This window comes from Kamptonema formosum PCC 10802, assembly GCF_000332335.1.
Lineage (GTDB): Bacteria > Cyanobacteriota > Cyanobacteriia > Cyanobacteriales > Oscillatoriaceae > Oscillatoria.
The window spans coordinates 727,072-751,563 of sequence record NZ_KB235949.1 but is presented as its reverse complement, the minus strand read 5'-3'; the positions used below and the strand labels follow the sequence as shown (position 1 = coordinate 751,563).

The following is a 24,492-nucleotide window of genomic DNA, read 5'->3' as shown; positions in this document are numbered from 1 at the left end:
AGTCCGGCTGCCGGTGGGCGTTACTCATAAATATCGCCTATCACCAAACAGACTTTATAGCAGTATGCACTTAGGTTAGAACATTAGACCTTCAGGGGGGCGGGACGGCCTGCCCTACGTCTATATAGCAGTAAGCATTTAGGAAACCTACATTCCGGCCTCCCTTGCTCCCCGCTCCCGAAGCTTCTATTGTTCTAACCAATATGACTGCTGCTATACCAGGGAAAGTAGTCGCCTCACCTTCTGTTTGGCATTCCAATAGTAGCTCACCTATGATACCCATGTTTAAGGAAATTGCACCTTTCAAGGGACAGGGGAGAAGGTATTGCTGCAATTTCAGGGCAAATGATAGAATTGTAGCAGGAAACACAGACGGATGGGTGCGGCAAAAGCCGCAGCCGCTTTTAGAGGATGGCTGCAAGCTTCTGGGCGGCATCGTTGAGTTTTTCTGTGCCGGCTCTGACAAGAGAGATGCCACCGGCAGTTTCTTGCACAGCTTGGTTGAGAGCGTTCATCGCCTCCAGCACTTCCTGGATGGCAGCGGCTTGTTTTTGGGCATTGAGGGAGATTTGCTGGTTGCGGTCAGCAACCTCATTGATAGCTTCTATGACGCCACTGAAGGCATCAGCTGTTTGTTGGGCGATTCGGACGCCGGCATCTACTGTCAAAGTTCCCTCACTCACCGTGTTCGCCGTGGCGTCAATCGCCGCTTGGATATCGGCGACAGTGACATTAATATTCTGGGCGGATTGTTTGCTCCTTTCGGCGAGGAGGCGAATCTCAGCAGCCACCACGCCGAACCCCTTACCGCTGTCACCGGCTCGCACCGCCTCCACCGTGGCGTTGAAGGCCAGCAAATGAGTCTGGTTAGCCAGATCGCTGACCATATCTGCAATTCTGGCAATCTGACCGCATCGGGACCTGAGGTGGCTAATGTGAGTGGCAATTGCGCCCACTTTGGCTCTGACAGTCGCCATTTCCTCAAGTGTCCGCTCCACCGCCCGCGTTCCCCCATCTGCCATCTGCAGTGCAAGACCGGCACTGTGGGCGGCGGCTTTTGCTTGTGCGGCGGACTCACCGGCAGAGTTATTCAGCACGTCCACACCGGCGGTGAGTTCATTGCAAGCCCCCGCCTGCTGGGTTATGGCAATTTCCTGCTGCGCCACGGTTGCCGAGATGGCGGTAGAGGAGCCAACAATCGCACTGATAGTGCTGGAAATCCGTTCAATCAGCGGCTCAGTCACAGAAATGCTGAGGGCGGTGGCAATCGCGCCAACAATCAAGGCGGTCAGCACAGTCCCCACCCCGACAGTCAGCAGCAGCCGGTCGCTCGCCGCCAAGGCAATTTTGGGGTCGGTCTCAATCAAAACCACCCAGTCGAGCGGCGGCAGACCTTCCAGGTTTTCCATAGGAGCCGTAGCTACCAAAAGATTTTTCCCCACCACCTGATTGAAAGCGATTTTAGCAGCGGGCGCAGAAGGCGAAAGCACTTCAGGAAAGTCAGGATACTCTTGCCGCAACTGTTTGCTCAAGTATTCCCGACTGTGAGCGACAAAGAATTCCCCTGCCCTATCGATCAAATGGGCTGTATCGCCATTCGTGTTGAAGCCTTTCAGCGCTTCTTGCAGGTAGTTCACCGGCATCCGCGAACGGAGAATAGCGGATGTCCTGCCGGTGGCGATATCTTTTACTGGCGCTGCGAAGTGAATGACCCACTCGCCACTAGATTGTGAAAAGGTTGCATTGCTAATAACAGCGCGGTCGGTTTGGACGACTTCCTGAAAATACTTCCGGTCGCTTTGGTTTTCGAGCGGGGCTTCTGAAGAAGATTTCACGAGCAAGTTGCCCTTTAGATCGAAAACAGCAATACTGTCATAGACCCGGTAAGCGGTTATGTATTTATCTAGCAGCAGCTGCTTTTCCTGGAGAGAGAGAACCTTGCTGACGCGGGGCGTCGTGAAAATAGCCAGATTGGCCAGTACCTGAATGTCGGCATAGCGCTCAAATATGAAGCGGTTGGTTTGGTCAGCTAGCTCGCGAGCGCGCGCTTCTTTTGCCGCCAACACTTGCCCCTCAATCAATTGGCTGGTAGAGTGGTAAGCCAGCCCACCGATGAGCAACACCGGCACCGTACTGAGGGCGACCGATAGAAGGACGGCTTTGCTTCTTAAACTCCGGCGGGGTGATGGCACTGGGGAGGACGGATTCAACATTGGGTTTTCCCTTAGTGTAAGATAGCTCTCATATTTTGGGCGGGCAATATTGCAGTTCGGGTTAACTTTAACTTGCGATTCGCCACTGGCGGGCCTGTTCCTGAGGAGGCAAAAAAGGAACTGACCGCTGCGGTGAACCCGCGCAGAAAATTTGATAGGCAGAACGCTCAGGCACACCCTAAATCGCTTTTTGCTTTCAGAATTAATCTAAAGTTATCAAACGGATTTTGCCGGGATGGATGCTAGATGAAGGCTCCTAACTTCTGGGCTGCTTCCTTGAGGTTTTGCAGGCCAACTTTGGTTTGAGAGATGCTGCTGGCGATTTGCTGTGCGGATTGGTTGAGGTTGCTCACCGCATCTGCCGACTGTCGGGTAGCGGTGGCTTGCTGGCGGGCATTGAGGGCGATTTGCTGCACGCTCAGGCTAACTTTATTAATTTCTTCGACCACTCGATCGAGGATTTGGCTCACACGATCTGTCGCTATCACCGTGGCTTCCGTGGCCGTTTTAATGTCGAGGATCAGGGCGTTAATCTGCTCGGCAGATTTTTTGCTTTGGTCAGCAAGCCGGCGAATTTCGCTGGAAACCACAGTAAAGCCCCTGCCGCGATCTCCCGCACGAGCGGCTTCAACAGCTGCGTTGAGGGCCAGCATGTTGGTTTGATTGGCAAAATCGGTAACCGCTCTGGTGATGCTGCCAATCTGGCTGAGCCGGTCGCTCAGTTGCAGGATTTGGGCTTGCATGGCGGTTATTTGGTCTTTCAAGCTTGGCCCGTTTTCCGCAGGCCAATCAAGCCGGCTGTCACCGGCGACTAGGGCCAAGACCTGACGGGTGCCGGTGGCTGCGGTTTCGGCTTGCTCAGCGGACTTGCGCGAGGAGGCTCCCAACTCATCAATGGTTGTGGCCACTTGATTGAGGGAGGTTGCCTGTTCGCTGGTGGAGCGTTCTTGTTCCGTGGCGGCTGAGGCAATCTGGGTAGCCGATAAAGCGATGCTCGTCGTGTCTCGGGCGATCTGCTGGGCAATGAAGTTGCCCGCCGACAAACTCAGCCCCAAGGTGACAGTCAGCGATATCAGGGTGCTAGCTCCCACGACCGCCAGCAACCAATCAATGCTAGACTCAACTTGCTGACTTTTTTCAGCCTGAATTTCATGCTGTTTTTGGCTGAAAGCATCCAGGTCGATTTGCAGCTGCCGCGCTTGGCTTCCAAGAGCGTCGGAAGCATAGATGTGAATCGCCTTTTTGACCTTGCCCGCCTGGGCGAGTTGAATTAAATTTTTATGAAATTCCACCGATTGTTTGGCCAGCAATAAAATTTCCGCAAAGCGCTCTCCTGCAGGCGTGAGCGCAGCGGCAGCGTCAGCAGCAACGCCACCCCGGGCTGCCAAAGATTTGGCAGATTTTTCAAACAATTCTTCATTTTTGTTGAAGTTTTGCAAATGGCTCTCATCTTGATTTAGGAGATAGCCCCTAGCAGCCCGCTCGATGCCGGCAATACTTAAGGCGAGCCGGTCGGAGTCCCTGACGAGAGTTTGGCCAATGGTTTGCGCGCTGATGTGCTGCTTGAGGTCGCCGATTTGTAAGCACACCAGCACCGCCGCGACCAGTGATAGAGCCAGCAGCACCAAATAGCCGAAAGTGATGCGATCCTGCAATTTTAATTTCTCGAACATTTTGCTATCTCCTGGGGAGGAAATACTGTGGGTAACGCTTGTGATTAACATCATTCCTGCCGGACTCCGGTGAACCGCTGTCGCGAGCGCGGTGTTTTAGCGAGCGGACTTTTGTGGGGTTCAGTGCTGATTTTAACCGCAGGTGCACCACCGCGCTCAAGATTGGCTCCCACAGCGGCGTCAAGATGTCAAGAAGCGGCTTGAAATAAGCTTGGGCAGGCTCGCGCGCCGCTCCTGCAGAGCCGCTTGGCGTGCCGCACAGGGCATTGGGCGCGCTGGCATAGGGCACTGCTATTGGTCTTCTTTATGAAACCATCCCCACGCCCCACGCCCCACGCCCCACGCCCCACGCCCCACGCTCCACGCCCCACGCTCCATGAGGTTGCGCTGCCGGTTGGAGTGATTGTTAAACCGCAGCCTTGAGAGCGTCGGCGGCTTCATTTAGCTGTTGCGTGCCAATTTTGACTTGAGTGATGCCAGTCGCAGTTTCTCGGGCAGCGGTGTTGATAGCGTTCATGGCATCTGCCACCTGCTGGATCGCAGCAGCCTGCTGCTTGATACTGAGTGAAATTTGCTGATTGTTCAAAACCACCTGGTTGATGGCATCCGCCACACCGGCAAAAGCGTCGGCTGTCTCTCGGGCGATTCCCATGCCCTGTTCAACAGTCTTGCTGCCTTCATCGGTCGCTATGACAGTAGCGGCTAGGGCGGTGTTGATATCGGCAACGAGGGCGTTAATCTTCTCGGCTGATTTTTTACTCTGGTCGGCCAATTTGCGAATCTCGCTGGCGACGACGCCAAACCCCTTTCCCCCCTCGCCGGCGCGGACTGCTTCAATTGCGGCATTCAGCGCCAGCATGTGGGTTTGGTTTGCCAGATCGCTCACCAGACTGGCGATGCTGCTAATCTGGCTCGTCCGCTCGCTCAAGCGCTGAGCCTGCTGGGCAATCGCGTCTACTTTTTCTCTGAGAGTGGCCATTCCCTCTAGGGTGCGATCCACAGCCTTGGTTCCGCCACCAGTCAGCGAGAGCGCTTGACAGGCACCCCGCGCTGCTGATTCCGCTTGCTGCGCGACTTGCTGCGAGGAGGCTCCCAGCTCATCTAGACTGGTGGTGGTTTGATTCACCGAAGCAGCCTGGTGGCTAGCGTTGCGCTCCTGCTCCTCCATCGTGACGGCAATCTCCCTGGAAGCAGTCGCAACCGCACTCGCCGACCGGCTCATCCGCTCAGCAATCCCGGAGGCAACCCACAGACCAATGGCAATGGCCAGCAGGACAGACAGCGCTGTAGCGGCCACAACCACAGATACAAGCGCATTCAAGGCAGCATTTTTCTCCTCTTCTCTTTGCAGCACAATCTCTTTTTCGCGCGCTTCAAAATTCTTTAATAGGCTTGTGATCTCTTCATCATACTCGCGACCATCTTTCAGCTTCCACGCTTCAATTGCCTGCTGGACTTGTCCCCTATCGACCAAGGCAATGAACTCTCGATTCATGGCATCCAGCTGGCTCACAACCGCTAAAATTCGGGGGAGCTTTGCTTGCTGTTGCGGGTCTTTCACTAACTCAGATAAAGCGGCAGATAAGGTCTGAACTTTTTGCTTAGACTCTTGGTACGAATTCAAAGAAACCCCACTCCTGTCGAGCAGATATCCCCGAACGGATCTCTGCATGACTTGAATATTCAAAGCCATATCTTGATACCGCTCTAAAATCCCTCTCGAAACCGCCAGCATTGAGGATTTATCTCGGACTGTCTCAGCATTTGTATAAACCGAACCTGCTGAAATTACCCACAAAATAGTTGGCGCAACATATCCCAATAAAATGCGATTTTTTAGGCGTAAATTATCGAACATAAAGAACTGACCTCTGAGTTCGCTACAAGACATACAAATCTAGCGTTGGCTCTCACCGACATCAATTATTTTCCTTATACCAGCAAAAATTATAATGGCAATACAGATTAAACTTTGCTTGCCATAAGGAAGGGAAGTCAGGGAAAGCATGAAGGAGAAAAGCGGGAGGATGAAACAATAATCCCTCTATCATAGCCTAACCTTGGGTGCTCCCACTCCCAGCAGAGAGGAAGCCACCTTTCTAGCGATAGCTGTCCAGCTGTCTTTACTCCAGCGCCTTAACGGAAGCTGATACGCTGGCAGAAGGAAGAAGAAAGACACATGAGCGTTTCTCCCTCGCTCCTCCTCTAGCTCCAACCGGCAAGCCAACCGTTAAACTTCCTCATTGACAGCCAACTCCCCTTTGGTGAGAATTTTTGGCATATCCAGCAGCGTCATCATCTTGTCCCCGTAGGGAGCAGTACCTCGCAGGTATTCATCATTTGCCGAGTGGACTGCTGTGGGAATCGGCTTAATCTGCTCTGGGTGCAGGTACATGACATCGAACACTTCATCCACAGTCACACCGGCTACCACATCGTCGATATGAATCACCATTGCCTTGGATGCCTGGGTAATGCCGGTGAGCGGCAAGTTTAACAGACTGCGAATATCCACCAGCGTCACAATCTCGCCCCGCAAATTTATATTGCCGACAATATGCGCCGGCGTGCAGGGGATGGGAGTGACTTTGCGGATGTCGGTAAACTCCCGCACCATTTCCAGCTCCAGTCCAAAGTATTCTCCCTGCAACCCAATAATAGCCAGCGGCACCAGACCGGCAAAGTCCTGCTGGTCTGTTGAGCTTCTGATATTTTCGGCACGCTCCCGAAAAATCGCCCGTTCTTCGGGGGTTGCGTGGGGGCAAAAAACGCGAGGCGCTCGCGGTACTGCCTCAGACTCTTTGGAGTAGTTTTCGCCCTTCGCGAAACGGCCAGCACTTTCGTCGCTGATTATCGGCTCAACAGCTTCTGAATAGCGGATTAAATTCTCGTGGTTGAGCAGCATCACGATACCACCAGCCATCTGAGCGACGCCGGACACAAAATGGTGGGAGTGCGCTGGGAGTTTTCGCCCGTAAAAGAAGTCTCCGATCTCCTCCTCTGGAGCCAGGTCTTGCACTTCGTGGACTTGATGGACGATAATGCCAATCTGAAATCCTTGCAACTCCAGAATGATAGCGCTATCTGTCAGCTGGTACTCCCGCGCTCGGTATCCGAGGCGCAGATCGAGATCCATTACCGGCAAAATATTGCCTCGCAGATTGACGACTCCCACAATGTCCGGGGGTGCCTCCGCCACCGGCGTCAGCTCCGGCAAAAAGAAAACTTCCTGGACGCAAGACGCTTCCACACCATACCGGCTGCCATTGAGACTGAATATAAGATAGGGTTTGGGTTCCATATCTGCCCCTGGTGAACTTCTTGAGGTAAGAAATGTGAGAAAATATCTTTTATTAAAAATCTCTCCTAAAGGGCACGGGGTGAGGGGCGAGGGTTATGCCCCACACTCCTGTTTTCCCCTAGCAGGGGCAAGGGCGAAAGGTGCAGCTTAGATGTTATGGGCTCTGCTTACTTAGATTCATGGTTCCTCAGCATTTTTTTGACGTACAGCAGCAATTCACTGGCTCTCAGCTGGCTGTGCTGCTCTAGAGTGGCGTCTGGGGGCAATCCCTGGAGCAGCTCAAAAGCTGTCGTGCGCATTTTATTGGCTCTGGGCATATCCTCTTCTCGCTCGTAAAGAGAAGCCAGTTCAAGATAGGCAAAGATAGAAGAAGGAGCGAGATAAATAATTCGCTTGAAAAACATTTTGGCAGCTTCAATGTCTCCCTGTTCTTCAGCAATATGCGCTAACAGGTAGTACGGATCGGCTGAGAGAGAGTTGATTTGAATCGCCTGCTGAGTGGCAAGCTTTGCTTTGTCGTATTCCCCTAAATTGGCGTGGGCCTGCGCCATCAGGTAATAGGCACCAAAATTGGCCGGTTGCACAGCGATGGCTTGTTTTGCTTTTTGAATCGCCTCACAGTAAGCTTCCTTTTGGAAAAGGGTTTGCGCCTCACTGAGGATCTTGTGTGCTACCTCGGGGGAGAGGGTGGAATCCGCCGGCACAGGAGAGCTTCCGACGGTGGATCGAGAGATGGGAGTGGGTGCCTCAATGGGTTGGTAACTGGAAAACCCGGGGGGGGTTGGCGAGGTTGCCGGCGACCGGCTGCGCAGCTGGGGCGGTTCTCCAGGGATTGGGCGACCGAGCGCCGCCCGATCCGGTCCCAAGGGCTGCCGGTGGCTCGCACTGCGGCGCGAGTGCGACTCTCCAGACCACAGGCCAAGCTCTGGCGCAGCCGCAGCCGGCAAAGTGTCCACCGGCCAATCCTCACGCCGCTCATAGACCACGGATTCCGGAAACACCTTGGCCCGCAACCGCCCCAGCTGCTGGCCGTAGAGTTCAGCATGGGCGGCGATCAGATATCCTCCCGGTTTGAGCGTGCTGTAAAATTTGTCCAAGACAGTGGCGATCGCCTGGGAGTCAAAGTAGACAAACACATTCCGGCAGAGAATCAGATCCATATTGCAGACGCCGGCAGCCTGGGAGGGGAACGGGTCCCGCACTAAATTTCCATAGCGAAATGTCACCATCTGCCGAATCCGTTCCCGGATTTCCCATTCACTTTGGCGGTCGTAAAAATACCGTCTCTGTAAATCTGTATCTGCCAAACGAAATGACCAAGAATTGTAAATTCCTCGCTTGGCCTTCTCAATGTTGGTTTGATTAATATCTGTTCCTAAAATAAAAATCTGCCACTCTTCCCAGTCCGGAATCATCTCTTGAACGAGAATGGCCAGAGAGTAGGGCTCTTCCCCTGTCGAGCAGCCGGCACTCCATATCCGCAAGCTGCGAGCTAGTTTTTGCCGTTCGATTAATTCTGGTAAAATCTGATTTTGCAGCAGCCTGAACTGTCCTTGATCTCGAAAGAAATAACTCTCGCTGGTGGTCAGCAGCAGTGTCAGCTCCTTCCATTCGCATTCCCCCGCACACGCATCCTGCCCATTTGTCGGGACAGTTCCCGCCGCTAGCAGCTTGTAATACTCCTCCGCTGCGGAGAATTTTAGCGCCTTCATCCGAGTCCATATCTTCTTGCGCAAAGTCTCCCGATCTTGCTCTCGGATGTTCAAGCCGGTGTGGGAGCAGATCAGCTTGGCGAATTCGTGTATTATCGCATCATTCATTAGCAATTTCCCAATCCAGAACGTTTTTTATTTTATAAAACTAGACCTGTGGCAACGCCCGTTAGCTCTAGCTCGCCGGCACCCTAAATCTAAAATTTCAAAGCTAAAATCGAGCGAGGGGGAGAGAGGGAGAAAAGAGATTTTCATCCAAACTTGCGGGTTGCAGTACCCGCTCCGCGCCGAAATCGCCTGAATAAATATAACTCAAGTTGCTACCTACAAGCCGTGAGCTTTTCGATCTGCCCAGACGGGGCGGGCTTTTGTGCCACCGGCACTAGAAAAGGGGGGCTTTTCCAGTTCCCCTCGTTCCCCTCGTTCCCAGGCTCCTTATGGGAGACGCCGTTTTGGAGGCAGAGCCTCCAAAAGTTGCAACTTGGGTTAAATATAGCAGTATTCACTTAAGTTAGAGGAGTAGGATCGGAGAGAACGCCTGTCCTACGTCTTTTATAGCAGTATGCTATAGCCCCCAGCTCTGACCCCCCTGACCTGCCACAGCCAGACCTGGCACCCTAAGCGTTCTGGGGGGATGGGGGAAAAAAGCGTCTTGCCGGCCAGAACCAGGTAAGCGCGCCCGGGAGCATCCCGGGTGTGCGAAGAAGCCCAAATAAATGTGACAGTGATTTCAGCAGGGGGTAGGAAGAGAATATCTTTTGCCAGCTCAATCCCGGCAGCGGGATTGAAACAGCGCCCCCCAAGTTCCACGCGGCGGAAGTCCGATGTTTATTTCCAGCGCATGGGAATTTGAATCGTAAACTCTGAACCCTGCCCGAGTTCAGAAAAACACTTGAGGGAGCCGCCATGTTTCTCCACCACGATCTGGTAGCTAATGGACAGCCCCAGACCGGTGCCTTTGCCAACCGGCTTGGTGGTAAAGAAGGGGTCAAACAAATGCTGCTTGACATTTTCCGTCATTCCAGGTCCGCTGTCCCGAATGCGAATCACCACATGTTTTCCACTGGATGCTGGGAGCTGCTGCGAGGCTGCCTCACCGGCGGCGTCTGTCACCTCGGTGCGGATAGAGATCGCCCGAGGGTCACTTTGGCTTTCCAGGGCGTCTATAGCATTGCTGAGGATATTCATAAACACCTGATTCAGCTGGCCGGGGTAGCACTCGACCTGAGGGATATCTCCGTACTCTTTAATAATCTGAATGCCAGCACTCTTCCCTTTTGGCTTCAAGCGGTTGTGCAAAATCAGCAGGGTATTGTCGAGCCCTTCATGGATATCCACAGATTTCTTTTCCGCCTCGTCGAGGCGGGAGAAGTTGCGCAGCGACAGGACGATCTGCCGGATGCGGTCAGCTCCCATCTCCATCGAGGAAAGGATTTTTGGCAGATCCTCGATCAGGAATTCCAAGTCCATCTCCTCTGTTCGCTCTTGAATTTCCGGCACCGGCACCGGATAGTGCTGCTGGTAGAGTTTTAACAGCCCCAGGATGTCTTGGATGTAGTTATTGGCGTAGGTGAGGTTGCCGTAGATGAAATTGACAGGATTGTTAATCTCGTGGGCGACACCGGCGACCATTTGGCCAAGACTGGACATCTTCTCGCTCTGAACCAGCTGAGCTTGAGTTTGCTTGAGGTTGTGCAGCGCCTCACTCAGCTGTTGCGCTTGGGTTTGAGCCGCCAGAGCAGCGGCGTGGGTTTGGGCGTAGAGTTCCGCTTGGTCAATGGCGATCGCCAGCTGGTTGACCACCGCTTGCAGCAGCTCCACCTCGCTGTCGCTCCAGGGGCGCGGACCGCTGCAGTGACTGCAGACCACCGCACCGAGCTGGCCAGAGCGCGTCTCCAGGGGCAGCAGCAGCTGAGACGTCATGCCCAAACTTTTCAAAAGCAGGTGTGTGTTCCCATCCAAGTCGGTTGCCAGCTGCAAGTCATCAACTCGCAGCAGTTCCAGGTTCTGGATTCTGCGAGCTAAACAGTCAAAGTGCTGCGGCGGACAGTCGCTCAGCAGACTCGGCAAATCAGCGGAGCGGGCTTCATGGGTGACCATCAGGCTGGGACTGTCTGGGTGCGGCAGATACCACAAGAAATGGCACCTGTCAATCTGCAACAGGTTGCGGATCTCGCACACCGCCGTTTCCAGGATAGTGTTGAGGTCGAGGGAGTTGCGGATCTGGCTGGCCAGACGGAACAGCAAGCCCTCTCGGCGTTTGAGGAGAGCTTCCCGCGCCCAGCAGCGGTCAATCGCTACCGCGATGCTATTGGCCACCCACTCCAGCAGGCTGCGAACCTCTTCAGTCACCGGCAGGCAGCTGTACACCGCCATGACCCCCACCAACCGCTCCTCCACAATCAGGGGGTAGCCTGTAAAATAGTTTTTCGCTGTAGGGGCAGGTGCCGCTACGCCCCAGCTGGCACGGGTTGGTGAGGGGTAAAGGGTCAGGGGTGAGGGGGAGTGGCCACTGCTGCTAACCGTTCTCAGTTTGCCGCTCACCGCTCGCAGCTGACCGCTCACCGGCTGCCGGTTGCTGGCAATGAAATCGACGATCGAGGTTTCCCCCTCGGTGTCTTCAGGGCGCGTCGGCTCGCCGCTTGTGGCCTCCAGCTCTAGCCGGTTGGCCGTGGGGTTAAAGGTCCAGATGCGAGCGCCGGCAGCCTCTAAATGCTCGACCGCAGCGCTGGTGCAGCGTTTGAGGACTTCTGGCAAAGCGCCGCCAGAGGCTAGCGCCATCCCCACCGCCGCGCACAGCGCCCACAGGCTCGACCGCTCGCCGTCAGAGCCAGATTTTCTGTCAGTCACGTCCCGGCAGATGACTGACAGCCCATCCGGGTAAGGGCGAACTCTGACTTCCAGCCAAATTCCCGCCGCAGGGTGCAGCGTCTCGAACTCAACCGGCACTCCAAGCGATGCCGACCGCTCCAACCCGACGCGGAAAGTCCTTTCCGTGCGGGCTCCGCAGGGGGTGCCGGTCACATCGGGTAAAAAGTCCCAGACACACTTGCCAATTAACTCATCCCTGGTGTGACACCAAAGCACCTCCGCTTGCGAGTTCAAACAGGTGAAGCGCCAGTCGCGATCCAGGATAAAAAAGGCATCGCTGATGCTGTCCAAGATGTTGGCCATCTGCCGGTGGGTTTGTTTGCCTTCGCTCTCCTCCATCTCCACACGCTCGCTGATATTAAAGATGACGCCGAAAAGGGACTCCCGCCCGCTGCCTCTCACCTCTCCCTCCCGGGTGAGACTGACGGCGAGATCCCGCACCCACCTCACCGTGCCATCGGCGTGAATCAGGCGATAGTCTGTGGAGTAGGGCCCGCTTGAGCCGCTCCAGCGCTGCCACCGCACCCGCTGCCAGTCTTCTGGATGAATTAGACTGGCCAGCTTGCAGCCATCCCCCCGGATCAGTTCCTTGGCTGGATATCCGCAAATCTCTTGGATCGTATCGCTGATGAACTCGACGCCCCAGGTCTTGTCGCGGCACCCCAGACAGTAAATGGCAGCGGCCTGATTCGACAGTCCGGTTTGCAGGCCCTCTCCTGGCTCCTCTGGAGCGGGGCCGGTGCCCTCGCTGGCGCAGCAGCCCTTGACCCCTGCGCTCCCGGGAACCGTCAGCGCCTCACTGTCACGGAAGCTCAGCAGCTCCGCCCCCAGCCGGCTTAACATCCGCAAAGCCTGCTGCTGCTCGCAGCTGAGAACTCTTGCCTCGTAATCCATCACCGACAGCACCCCGAGCGTGACACCGGCAGCACCCGCTAGCGGGTGTCCCGCGTAAAACCTCAGCGGACGGCCTTCCTGCCTCAGATATTCCGCCGGATCTCCCAGCAGCGCCGATTTCGGATTGCCTCCCTTGGGGCTGACAGGACAGCCGTCCGCTAGCAGATCCGGGACAATCAGCAAGTCAGATTGCTGGCAAGTATGGTAGCACGCCGGTCTGTAGTGGCAGGCTTGACTCTTCTGGCAGCCAAACTCAGACACCACAGCGAAGCTTGGCGTGCCGTCGGGCTCCTGCTGCTTTCCATCCCTGAGGCTGAGAAAGGCCACCGGCGTCAGGCATATGTAGGCCGCCAGGCGAGTCAGATCGTCTAAGTCTGCCTGAGACGCAGCGCCACCGATGCGATACTGCGATTCTTTTTTTTGGGGTGGCGGCGCGCACCCGCCTAGCGGTGCTAACCTTTGCAACGGTGCTTTCATATTTCTGCTGTTCTCCCCCATCGGAACGTGTCACACTCTTGTTCAGGGCAAGCACTTGACGGTGTTTGAATTTGAGTTTTTCTTTTTTTAGAGGCGTCCGCCACCCGCATTACCGCCCTCTGATTCCAGTTCAGCCTGAGCGCGTCAGCTGTTTTCCCGCGAGCAAGGTGTTTCCCTCTCAACCACCGGTGCTATCGCTGCCTGCTGCCGGTTCGGGCCGCCGCAACCCCTATCCCACCCCTCCTTCTCTTGGCTGCCCGCAGGTTAAAACACGCTTGCTGCACCTAGAATCCGCTAGTTCTATTATGCCCCCAAAACGGATGTTTCTATCTTTAAATTTTTAAGCTTTTTTAAACCGTATTTAAATAAATATTAAATTTCTTGCCCTCAGCCGGCGCGCCCCCTTTCAACCCCCGACCCGTTTTCCTGCGGGGGGGAAAGAATTCCCCTTCAATCCAGATAAGGCTCGGCGGAGCGGTCCTTCTGTCAAAGGGAGCGTCCCACTCAAGCCAAAAATGAAAATTTTCCCCCCCCGCCCCGGGCCACCAGGAGGTGAGGCCGGCGCTAGCCCCGCCGCCCCTGCGCGCCAATACTTACTGTGTCTGGGAATCTGCTATGATATATAATTGCTGCGCCATTCGTTTGCCTGAATCCCTACCGGCGATTGAAATTCCCCTAATTTCAGCTCAAGGCCCCTACTCCCTGCCCCAGCCCCCCGCACCTCCAAACACGCGAGTAGAGGGCATAAATGCCGGCTGCCGCATTCATTTGAAAACTCCTCTGGGTTGGGGCGCAAGCCCGTCAGGCCCCTCAGCTGTAGCGGGCTCGCCACCCACCGAGAGCGCCCCCCGTGACCGGCCCTTTTTTCCCGTGCCGGTGCCATCCGCCGCCGGCCCGCACCCTTAAACAACTGTTAATAAACTGCGCGCAATATTAAGAATTGCTTATTTTTAGACTGTCCCGACCTTAAAGTTCCTTAAGGTTCAAGTTTTTCACCGGCAATCAAGAGTACGATAAATTCTGGCGATCGCCTGACCTGGACAGCGCGATTTTTCAAGCAATTTTTAAAGGTCCTCTCACCCGGTCAAGGTCTGCGGTCCGGCTGCCGGCTGGCTGCCGGCACAGCCTGTAAAATCAAGGGTTCTCCCTCGTCTGACGGAGTTGGAAAAAGGAAGAATAAATAAAACTTCTGCCACTCTCCTGCAGGTGCCGCGACGCTCGCGCTCTGCATTCTCCTTATGCCCCCACTCCCGACTGCAGCCCCTGTCTGCGACCGCCAGGCTCCTGTGCCTGACCCCGCAAAGAAAGCAGGCCGCCTGCGGTACGGGCTATCAATATCCTGATGATCTAGTGGAGGAAACGATGCCTTCAAATTTGAATTCTGTACCGACGATTCTGGCAGTGGATGATAGCCCTGTCATGCTTGAACTGATCAAACGAACCCTTGAAGCCGACTGTCGGGTTCTAGTCGCCGACAATTCAGTAGATGCCCTGTCTATCATTTACCATGAGAAGATTTCGGGCTTATTACTGGATATTTCCATGCCAGGGATTGATGGCTTAGAACTCTGCCGCACCGTGCGCAACTTGCCTCAGTTTCAAACTTTGCCGATTATTATGCTGACCTCTCGTGACGGACTCTTCGACAAGGTGCAAGGACGCCTTGCCGGTGCGACAGAATATTTAACAAAGCCCTTTGAAGCCGCACAATTGCGTCTGGCTGTTAGCAAGTTTTTCGGGATCAATTCGGGGGCTGAAATCAAAGATAAACTCTAAGGGTGAGGGGGAAGGGGTTAAGGGTTAGGGATTAGGGGGCAGCTAAAACCTAACACCTAACACCTAAGATTAGGAACTAGATATACTACCTAAAACCTAACACCTAACACCTAAAACCTAACACCTAAAACCTAACACCTAACCCCCAATCCAAAATCCTTGCATCCAAAATCCAAAATGAATCAGGCTGGGTAAATCCGCAGCCGCCGGTTCGGCTCGTCCCCAAAACTGCTGGACTTGAGGCGGTAATGCTCCACCAGCTCGTGCTGCATTTTGCGCACTTTAGCCGAGCGGGGGAGCAGCTCCACCGGCTGTCCCTTGGGAATGACAATTTGCTCAACCGCCAGTCGGGCTTCTTCGAGGGCTTCGATCTCGTCAGAGCTGCCGCTCTGAGCAAACAGGTTGAGTTCGGCAACGTCGGGCGTCCCAGGCTCGTCCATGTCCAGCATGCGCCGCAGGGCGCGAGTGATCTGGGGAATGCTGCTGCATTTAATCGTGTGAACCGGCAGCTGGCGAGCTTTGGCAATTTGCCGCAGCTTGGACTGGTTCTTGACGTGGGAGCGCAGCGCCAAAACGGCCTCAGCGTCGTCCATATCCTTTGTCAGCACGACCGGCAAGTTCAGCACCCGAATCACTTGCTCGAGCTGCTGGCGGCTCACCGCGTAGGGATAGACGTGCACCGGCCAATCCTCCCCATTGGGCCCGGGCGTGCGGGCAACAGCCGCTTCACTCTCCTGCAGGGCTCCATTTCCCCCGATTGCGCGCTGCCCAAACGCCGCCGGCTGGTTCAGCGACTCATCCAGCAGCTGCTGGAAATAGCGTTCCTGGGTCAGGGGCTGCTCCTGCGCCGGCGCTGCGCCAAGGGCTGCTTTGGGCGCGGGCAAGGGAGTCATCTGCCCCGACGCCCGCCAGCCGGTCTGTGCCACCGGCGTCGGGGAGGGTTTGGAGAGCGGCGCAACCGGCAGCTCCCAAGTCACCGTCACCTTGCCGGTTTCGCTCGCCGTGCGCACTTGCAGGTTGGGCTGACGCCCCCGCAGCAGGGTGTCAACCGTTTCCGCCACTTGCTCGTGCACCACCCAGCGCTGCCGCTCCATCATTTCCACCGCAATCTCAAAGGTTGGCGGCGCTTTGCGCTCCAGCACCGTCTTTTGAGAGCCCCGGCGGCGAGCCTCCTCATCTCCCAGCGTCACCGCCTGGATGCCGCCCACCAAATCTGCCAGCGTCGGGTTTTTGATCAGGTTTTCGATCCGGTTGCCGTGGGCTGTGCCCACCAGCTGCACCCCCCGCTCCGCAATCGTGCGAGCCGCCAGAGCTTCTAGCTCTGTGCCAATCTCGTCAATGACAATCACTTGCGGCATGTGGTTCTCCACCGCCTCAATCATCACCTGGTGCTGGAGTTCAGGGCGGGCCACTTGCATGCGGCGGGCCCGACCGATTGCGGGGTGAGGGATATCTCCATCGCCGGCAATTTCGTTAGAGGTGTCGATAATCACCACCCGCTTGTCCAGCTCATCCGCCAGCACGCGGGCAATTTCTCGCAGCGCCGTGGTTTTGCCGACCCCTGGACGCCCCAGCATCAGGATTGACTTGCCAGTTTCCACCAGGTCGCGGATCATGCCTATTGTCCCGAATATGGCCCGCCCGACGCGGCAGGTCAAGCCAATAATCTCGCCGGTGCGGTTGCGGATAGCGCTAATTCGGTGCAGGGTTTGCTCAATACCGGCCCGATTGTCACCGCTAAAGTGACCCACGCGCTGAATGCAGTAATTCAGGCTCTCTCGGCGAACCGGCGTCTCGGACAGGTACTCTGCTTTTCCCGGAAATCGAGCTTCCGGCAGGCGTCCCAGATCCATGACCACCTCAATCAGACTGTCCCGCTGCGGGTGCTGCTCTAAAGGCAGTCGAATTTCATCTGGCAAAATGTCCAGTAATTTGTTCAGATCGTCTGTAATCTGCATCCTTCCCAGATCGACGTTTGTCATCAGGAGTTGCTTGTCAGAGGGGTTTACAGCGTTGGACTGCACCATAGATGATTTGGGTTTTGGTGTTTGGGCCTCAAAACATTGGGACTAGCGCTTCGGCTGGAGTCAAGCTGTTGCTATCACCATGAATGCCTGCTATTTTCAGGCAAATTTTCCACGCTTGGTTTGGCTTGTCGCTACTGGGGGCGAATCCTGTTTACTTTTTCATGGCAGTTTCTGTGAATTTTAGGGGGAATTTGAGTTGAGAGACCAGGGAATCCGCTAGATTCACTGCTTCCCACAGCAGCCGGCAATTGTCTTCCAAGCGAGCCAGTCGGGGAATGGAACCAGATGCCCCTAAATTAGGGAATGGATTGCCAGCTTCCAGCTCGTCTAGCACCGGCTTGAGCAAGACGCGGGCGTAGCTGCCGTATGCCACACCGGCGATGTGAGGCTGAGCGGTGTTGGGTGCGGGTGCCCCCCGGGGCGCTCCCCCCAAAACCCCGCCTGATTCATCTTTCATCCCCTTTACTTCCTGCGGTTGCAGGAGTCCGGCGGCGCGCAGTTTGCCGGCAGTGCTGTCATTTGTCCCGCCGGCCAGCTGCACATATCCGGGCAGCCGCGCCGCTAGGACTTTCTGGCCCAGTTTGATGGCGGCGCGAGTGGTGCCCCCACCAATATCTCCGCTCATCGGACGCCCGTCGGTTTGCCAGATCAGGGGGCAAGGCAGGGGTGAAATCAGCTCCCAGAGCCACCACAAGTAGTCCGCCAAACCCTCTCCGTCCGGACAGCTGATGGCCAGCAGTTTCAGGCTGCCGGCAGCCGGCGCGATCGCCGCCCACAGGCGCTGGAAATCCTCCTTCCGCCCCACTTGCGTGTGAATTTCTATCGCCTGCGCACCGGCATCGAGCACACTAGGCACCACCGCTGCCGGTGCGGACACATAAGAGCGGGTGACAATCTGCCCGATCGGGCAGACCGGCAAACACCGCCCACAGCCATAGCAAAGCCCGTCGATCACCCCAGAGAACTTCTTCTCAGGGGCGTCAGCGTCAGTAGCGAATGCTATAGCTTGTGCTGGACAAATCCTTTCACACGGGCGCGAGCAATCAGGTGGGCAAGCTGCTGGATTAAATTCTGCTTTGCGAAAATGCGGGTCTTCCCCATCATTCAAGCTCACCATCAGCAGCGGGCGTCCCCTGTAGCCAAACCCCCGCTCAGCCGCCGCACTGGCCAGCTGCTCGGCACTCTGTAGAGCTTCCGCCGCAGCCGAAATCACAGCTGGATCTGCCGCCACATCAATGCAGTCGGCACCGGCTAGAGTGTAGGCCAGCGCCAGATTCCGAACAGATGGCAAATGTTGGAAGCTGGCTCCGCAGATCAGCTTGAACCAGTGGCCTTTTGTTAAGGAATTTAGGGGATGAGAGAGATTGATCACACTTCTATGCTAATCCGCGACGGCAACAATTGACAGGCAAATTTAAAAAATCATTTCCCCATGCTCTCCGTGGCCCGCAGATGCTGCCGGCTCGCGCTCTCTGGGGCGGGTTGGCGCTGTCTCGGGCAAGCAGAGGCTCTTTACAAACACGCCCTCACCCGGGCAGAATTGGGCAAACAAAACCGGCAGTTCAGATTTAGGGAATCCTATCGAGTGCGAGACTCTATATATAGGGTGCTCTGATTCGCGCTCGCACAAGGAACAAGGAACAAGGAACAGCTGTTTTTCCCCACCCCCTGCAGCCCATAGAGGAGGCCGGCGGGGACGCCTGTCCATTCCTGAGCTGTCCATTGCTGTAAGCTTTTAGGCTTTTAATCTTCCTATCTGCCCAAGGTCGGCAGAGCGTCCAGGACGGCGTTCCCTGGCAGATCCTGGAAGGGATAGAGATGTAAGCATGCAAATTCAATGCGCCCTAGTTTATCAGCTGGTACGATTTTATAGCGGTTTTCAGTTGGATGGAGTACATGCCAGAAACCCGGTTTCTTAAAGAAACCGGGTTTCTCAGTACCTCACAAAGGATAAAAACCGCTAGAACTGAGGGCCAAGATATTTCTAAACCGGCCCCTGAAAAACCTATCCCAACGTCAGCGCTTCCTGTGGCGGCGGCGCGGGCCGCTCTCGCACTAAGCCGATTTTGGCCAAGTAAAGCGAATCGTAGTTCCCTCACCTTCTGGAGACTCCAGACGCACAGTCCCCCCCTCACTCTCAACAATTTTCTTCACCAAAGACAGACCAATGCCGGTGTTTTCTATCTGGTCTCGCGGCAGCAGCGTTTGGAAAATGACAAACACTATATCGTGATACTGAGGGGCGATTCCGGGACCATTATCTGCTACAAAAAACTCATAAAAATTCCCGACCAATTGCACTGATATTTTTACAAACCCCTGAGCCTTATTATTGTGCTTAATAGCATTGCTAATCAAGTTAGCAAACACTTGCTCCAGCAAGATACGCGAAGTTTTAATCACCGGCATTCCTGGGCCAATTTCAATCGTAAACTTGGGCGGGGGAGCCAGAGAGTCAATCACCTCACTCAACAAAGTTTCAACCGAGACGGTTTCCAATTCCGTCCTCACGCGACCGGCGCGGGAGTATTGCAGCAAGCCGTTAATCAGATTTTCCATGCGATAAACGCGGTTGCGCAGCAAATCCATTTGGCGTTTCGTGTCTTCAGTGAGCTTGTCGCTGAGGTCTTCTTCCAGCCACTGAGACAGATTGGCAATCGCTCGCAAGGGAGCTTTCAAATCGTGGGAGATAAAATAAGCAAACTGGTCGAGTTCCTGGTTGCGCTTTTCCAAAGTTACATTCATCTGAGTGAGCACAGTAGTCATGCGCGCTAGCTCGTCAGCGCGAGACGAAAGAGCTTCCTGAGCTTGTTTAGCTTCAGTGATGTCGAGCATCAAACCGCGCAGCTTCCGCACGCCGCCCAAAGTGTCCCGAACAATGTAGGCTCTGTTGCGCAGCCAGACCGTCCGACCGCTGGCAGCCAGGCACCTGTACTCCCACTCACAATCTCTGCCGTCAATAATTTCCTGGCGGCAGAAAGACACAGCCGGCTCTCTGTCGTCGGGATGGATAACCTCGATCCAGAAATCCGGTTCTCCCACCCACCGCTTGGCTGGATAGCCCAAAAGCTTCTCAGCACTCTGGCTGACAAAAGTGAACTGCAAAGTAGCTGCATCTGCTTCCCAAAAGATGGCGTGCCCCAAACCGTTCACCAAATCGCGAAAGCGCTGTTCTGCGGCTTCAGCTTGAGCTCTTGCGGCTTGTTCTCGAACGAGCAATTCATCTTTCACGCGATTGGCAGCTTCCAGTTGAGCGGTGCGCTCAACAACTCGTTTCTCCAGTTGCCCGTTCAGGGTTAAAATTTCTTCGGCTTGCCGTTGCACCTCGGCAGTCTTCTTGAACAGGTCAACAAAAACTGCCACCTTTGACAGCAAGATTTCCGGCTCAATCGGTTTGAACAGGTAGTCTACCGCTCCCAGAGCATACCCTTTGAATATAAAGGGGTCACTTTTGCTGAACGCGGTCAGGAAAATAATCGGAGTGTGCCGCGATCTTTCCCGCTGCCGGATCAGAGTTGCTGTTTCAAATCCATCCATTCCTGGCATGTGGACATCGAGCAGGATCGCAGCAAAATCTTGATTCAGGAGAGAGCGCAAAGCTTCAGGCCCAGAAGTCGCGGTTACCAGGTTTTGGCCGAGACTGTCCAGCACCGCCTCTAGAGCCAGCAGATTTTCCGGACGGTCGTCAACCAGGAGGACATTAACTTTTTGTTCCGACGTCATACAAATGAGAGTGGGTGAGGGTTGAGGGGGAATTCAACAAGCGCGGGAGCGTAAATTTTTGCCCGGTGGCTTTGCCCGGTGGCTTTAATTTTCAAATCGAGACTTATTTTTGAATGAGCCGGCCAGACTTAAGCGGGCAGAGATGAGGAATATAACTGAGTTTAGAAACCAGGTTTCTTTACATCTGGTTTCTTGATATTCCGTTTCTGGGTGCCATCCAGCGGACGCAACATTTCTGGAACTCAAGGCTCAGCCCTCAACCCTAAAAACACTCCTCTGTAACTCAACACTCACCTCCCACCCAGCAGGGGGGAGTTGCCATTCCTTGGGGGGAGTTGCCGTTCCTTTGGCTCTCAGGCTAGAAACGCCCCTACTGATAGAGCCAGACGCGCAGCAGGGAGAGCAACTGCTCAGTATCGACCGGCTTGGGGATATAGTCAGACGCGCCGGCTTCCAGACATTTCTCCCGGTCCCCTTGCATGGCCTTAGCGGTAAGGGCAATCATGGGCAGGGAGCGGAACTTGCCAATCTTGCGGATAGCTCGCATCGTCTCGTAGCCGTCCATTTCCGGCATCATCACATCCATCAGAACGATATCGATGTCGGGCGTATTTTGCAGCAGGGCAATACCATCCCTGCCGTTTTCAGCATACACCACCTGCATGTGATGGCGCTCCAGCATGCTGGTGAGAGCGAAGATATTGCGCATATCGTCATCCACAACCAGCACTTTCTTGCCCGCCAGCACCAAGTCAGTTTGCTGGAACTTTTCCAGCATTTGCCGCGTTGCTTCTGGCAAAGACGCCTGACGCCGGTGCAAAAACAGAGCCTCCAGACGCCCGCTCCCGAGAGCCGGCATTCCCGACACCCTCTCGATCTCGCCGCCGCGCACCGGCAGCTCCTGCGGAGCCGCTGCGCTAGCGCTGGCTGGCAGCGGGTAAGTGTGCGGCAAATATAGCGTGAAGGTGCTCCCCTCACCCAGCCGGCTCACCAGCCCGATCTCCCCGCCCAGCAGTCGGGCAATTTCCCGGCTGATGGACAAGCGTCACTTCGGACGCGAAGGAACTCAGCTGGTCCACCATCGTGTCGATCGTGTTCTTGAGCTCGGAAATTTCCCCTTTCACGTCAACGGTGATTTTCTTGGACAGGTCGCCGGTGGCCACGGCTTTCGTCACTTCCGCAATGTTCCGCACCTGCGCGGTGAGGTTTCCGGCCATTGAGTTGACGTTGTCCGTCAGGTCCTTCCACGTGCCGGCCACCCCTTTCACATACGCCTGCACCCCCAGCTTCCCTTCTGTCCCCACCTCTCGCGCCACCCGCGTCACTTCCGAGGCGAAGGAGTTGAGCTGGTCCACCATGATGTTGATCGTGTTCTTCAGCTCTAAAATCTCCCCTTTCACGTCCACGGCGATCTTCTTGGAGAGGTCGCCGTTGGCCACTGCTGTCGTCACTTCCGCAATGTTCCGCACCTGCGCGGTGAGGTTTCGCGCCATCGAGTTCACGCTGTCTGTCAGGTATTTCCAGGTTCCCGCCACTCCCCGCACGTCCGCCTGACCGCCGAGTTTGCCTTCCGAACCCACTTCTCGCGCCACCCGGGTGACTTCTGAGGCGAAGGAACTCAGCTGGTCTACCATGATGTTGATCGTGTTTTTTAGCTCCAGGATTTCGCCCCTCACCGGCACGGTGATTTTCTTGGAAAGGTCGCCGTTGGCTATGGCGGTTGACACTTCGGCAATGTTGCGCACCTGCGCTGTCAGGTTGCCGGCCATTGAGTTTACTGAATCCGTCAGGTCTTTCCAGGTGCCGACTACTCCTTTGACTTCCGCTTGCACGCCCAGCTTGCCTTCTGTCCCCACTTCTCGCGCCACCCGGGTGACTTCTGAGGCGAAGGAGTTGAGCTGGTCCACCATCGTGTTGACCGTGTTCTTCAACTCCAGAATTTCCCCTTTTACGTCTACGGTAATCTTTTTGGAAAGGTCGCCGTTGGCTACTGCTTTTGTGACTTCGGCAATGTTGCGCACCTGCGCTGTCAGGTTGCCGGCCATTGAGTTTACTGAATCCGTCAGGTCTTTCCAGGTGCCGGCTACCCCTTTTACTTCCGCTTGCACTCCCAGCTTTCCTTCTGTTCCCACTTCTCGGGCAACCCGAGTGACTTCTGACGCGAAGGAGTTGAGCTGGTCCACCATCGTGTTGACCGTGTTCTTCAACTCCAGAATTTCCCCTTTTACGTCTACGGTAATCTTTTTGGAAAGGTCGCCGTTGGCTACTGCTTTTGTGACTTCGGCAATGTTGCGCACCTGCGCTGTCAGGTTGCCGGCCATGAAGTTGACGCTATCTGTCAGGTCTTTCCACGTGCCGGCAACTCCGGGGACTTCTGCTTGCACGCCGAGTTTTCCTTCGGAACCGACTTCTCTGGCAACCCGCGTGACTTCAGACGCGAAGGAGTTGAGCTGGTCCACCATGATGTTGATGGTGTTTTTCAGCTCTAGAATTTCTCCTTTGACATCGACGGTAATTTTTTTGGAAAGGTCGCCGTTGGCTACCGCCGTCGTCACTTCGGCGATGTTTCGCACTTGGGCGGTGAGGTTTCCCGCCATTGAGTTTACGCTGTCGGTGAGGTCTTTCCAGGTGCCGGCTACGCCTTTGACATCGGCTTGCACGCCGAGTTTTCCTTCCGAACCCACTTCTCGGGCTACGCGGGTCACTTCTGAGGCGAAGGAACCCAGCTGCTCGACCATTGTGTTGACGATTTGGGAGGTTTGCAGGAATTCTCCTTTCAGGGGTCTGCCTTCAATTTCTGTCGTCATTCTTTGGGATAAATCGCCATTCGCAACGGCTCGGATGACGCGAGCGGTTTCTGCTGTTGGCTGCACTAAATCGGCGATTAGGGTGTTGACGTAATCAATGCAGGCTTCCCACTCTCCGCCGGCGCTTCCTAGGGTGGCTCGCTGGGTAATTTTGCCCTCTTTGCCGACGACTGTGCTGATTCGCTCTAGCTCTTTGGCCATCCTTTCGTTGAGCTCAATGACTTCGTTGAGCGTGTCGGCTATTTTGCCGGCAATGCCGGTTTGGTCGATGGGCATGCGAACGCTGAAGTCACCTTTCTTGACCGCTGCTAGGGTTCTCAGCAGCAGTTTTTCGTCGAGATCGTCGGTGGGCTGTTGGGTTGCCGGTGCGCTTGCCATAGGTGTGTTCTTCTGGGGGGTGAGAAATTCGCTTTTTTTTTTAATCTTTTATCTACATTTTATTCACAAGTGTTGAATCTTAACAATTCGACATAAAAAAAGCGCCCAAAACGTGCTATGATTTGGGCTACGGTCAAATCAATCCTGTTAATAACCTGTGCTCAACTCATTCTCTAAGATTGTCCAAAATCGTTTGGCTTCTTTGCCTAAAAATGATTATCCTGTCCTTAACACCCGCTTGTTTATGTCCATATGGTTGAGCTATGCAATGGATAAAAGCTTGACCAGTATGAGAGATATATTCAAGCGACTAAATGGAACTGGCTATCAGCTAGATATTTCAACTTTCTCCAAAGCTAATGCGTCCAGAAGTCAAGAGCCATTTCTGAGACTTTGTCAACAACTTAATGAGGAAATTTGCCGTCAAAAAAGCCTTCAAAAATATGAGCTGTGTCCTATTGATTCAACTGTCATTACTCTAACGAGTAAATTGCTATGGCTGCAAGAATACTACCAAGTCAAGCTTGTTAGCTCCTTAAATTTAACCACAGGAGTTCCAGAATAAAACTTAATAAATTTTGGATACGACTCTGACTACAGATATGGAAAAGAGATGTTAGCTAGTTTGCCCCCAAACGGT

The 24,492-nt window shown here is 54.8% G+C and carries 12 protein-coding genes and 1 pseudogene; 2 read left to right on the top strand and 11 right to left on the bottom strand.

Annotated features, from left to right (window positions below):
• Positions 1–404 precede the first annotated feature (404 nt).
• The 6 genes from OSC10802_RS0133835 to OSC10802_RS43080 form a co-directional block, all read right to left on the bottom strand.
• Entirely contained in the window at positions 405–2,213 is a 1,809-nt protein-coding gene (locus tag OSC10802_RS0133835; protein ID WP_026099044.1) for a methyl-accepting chemotaxis protein, read from the bottom strand.
• A 242-nt stretch (positions 2,214–2,455) separates the two neighbouring features.
• Positions 2,456–3,886, bottom strand: coding sequence for a methyl-accepting chemotaxis protein (locus OSC10802_RS45155; RefSeq protein WP_017721194.1), 1,431 nt, complete (start codon positions 3,884–3,886; stop codon positions 2,456–2,458).
• Positions 3,887–4,292: 406 nt separating this feature from the next.
• Entirely contained in the window at positions 4,293–5,744 is a 1,452-nt protein-coding gene (locus OSC10802_RS0133820) for a methyl-accepting chemotaxis protein (RefSeq protein WP_026099043.1), read from the bottom strand.
• Between the two features lie 372 nt (positions 5,745–6,116).
• On the bottom strand, positions 6,117–7,187 hold the full coding sequence (locus tag OSC10802_RS0133815) for a chemotaxis protein CheW (protein WP_017721191.1): 1,071 nt from the start codon (positions 7,185–7,187) through the stop codon (positions 6,117–6,119).
• 167 nt (positions 7,188–7,354) lie between these two features.
• A complete protein-coding gene (locus tag OSC10802_RS0133810; protein WP_017721190.1) occupies positions 7,355–9,007 on the bottom strand; it encodes a CheR family methyltransferase in 1,653 nt (550 codons plus the stop codon).
• Positions 9,008–9,727: 720 nt separating this feature from the next.
• Positions 9,728–13,141, bottom strand: a complete 3,414-nt coding sequence (locus tag OSC10802_RS43080; RefSeq protein ID WP_017721188.1) for a GAF domain-containing protein — start codon at positions 13,139–13,141, stop codon at positions 9,728–9,730.
• Positions 13,142–14,503: 1,362 nt separating this feature from the next.
• Here OSC10802_RS43080 and OSC10802_RS0133790 point away from each other — a divergent pair.
• On the top strand, positions 14,504–14,917 hold the full coding sequence (locus OSC10802_RS0133790) for a response regulator (RefSeq protein WP_026099042.1): 414 nt from the start codon (positions 14,504–14,506) through the stop codon (positions 14,915–14,917).
• A 182-nt stretch (positions 14,918–15,099) separates the two neighbouring features.
• On the opposite strand, the gene OSC10802_RS0133785 is transcribed toward OSC10802_RS0133790, so the two are convergent.
• The 5 genes from OSC10802_RS0133785 to OSC10802_RS0133760 all read right to left on the bottom strand — a co-directional run bounded on the left by OSC10802_RS0133785 (position 15,100) and on the right by OSC10802_RS0133760 (position 23,852).
• The gene (locus OSC10802_RS0133785) at positions 15,100–16,875 is read right to left on the bottom strand and encodes a R3H domain-containing nucleic acid-binding protein (RefSeq protein ID WP_026099041.1); all 1,776 of its coding nucleotides are present in this window, start codon (positions 16,873–16,875) and stop codon (positions 15,100–15,102) included.
• Positions 16,876–17,095: 220 nt separating this feature from the next.
• Positions 17,096–18,316, bottom strand: a complete 1,221-nt coding sequence (ldpA, locus tag OSC10802_RS0133780; protein ID WP_017721184.1) for a circadian clock protein LdpA — start codon at positions 18,314–18,316, stop codon at positions 17,096–17,098.
• A 683-nt stretch (positions 18,317–18,999) separates the two neighbouring features.
• Entirely contained in the window at positions 19,000–20,667 is a 1,668-nt protein-coding gene (locus OSC10802_RS0133775; protein WP_017721182.1) for a response regulator, read from the bottom strand.
• Positions 20,668–21,037: 370 nt separating this feature from the next.
• Complete coding sequence (locus OSC10802_RS55165; protein WP_232731874.1) at positions 21,038–21,709, bottom strand: ATP-binding response regulator; 672 nt, start codon at positions 21,707–21,709, stop codon at positions 21,038–21,040.
• On the bottom strand, positions 21,642–23,852 hold the full coding sequence (locus OSC10802_RS0133760; RefSeq protein ID WP_026099039.1) for a HAMP domain-containing protein: 2,211 nt from the start codon (positions 23,850–23,852) through the stop codon (positions 21,642–21,644). The genes OSC10802_RS55165 and OSC10802_RS0133760 overlap by 68 nt, the downstream gene beginning before the upstream one ends.
• A 157-nt stretch (positions 23,853–24,009) precedes the next feature.
• Between OSC10802_RS0133760 and OSC10802_RS43075 the strand changes: the two are divergent.
• Positions 24,010–24,414, top strand: a pseudogene (locus tag OSC10802_RS43075) (IS4 family transposase); the annotation flags it as partial.
• Positions 24,415–24,492 lie beyond the last annotated feature (78 nt).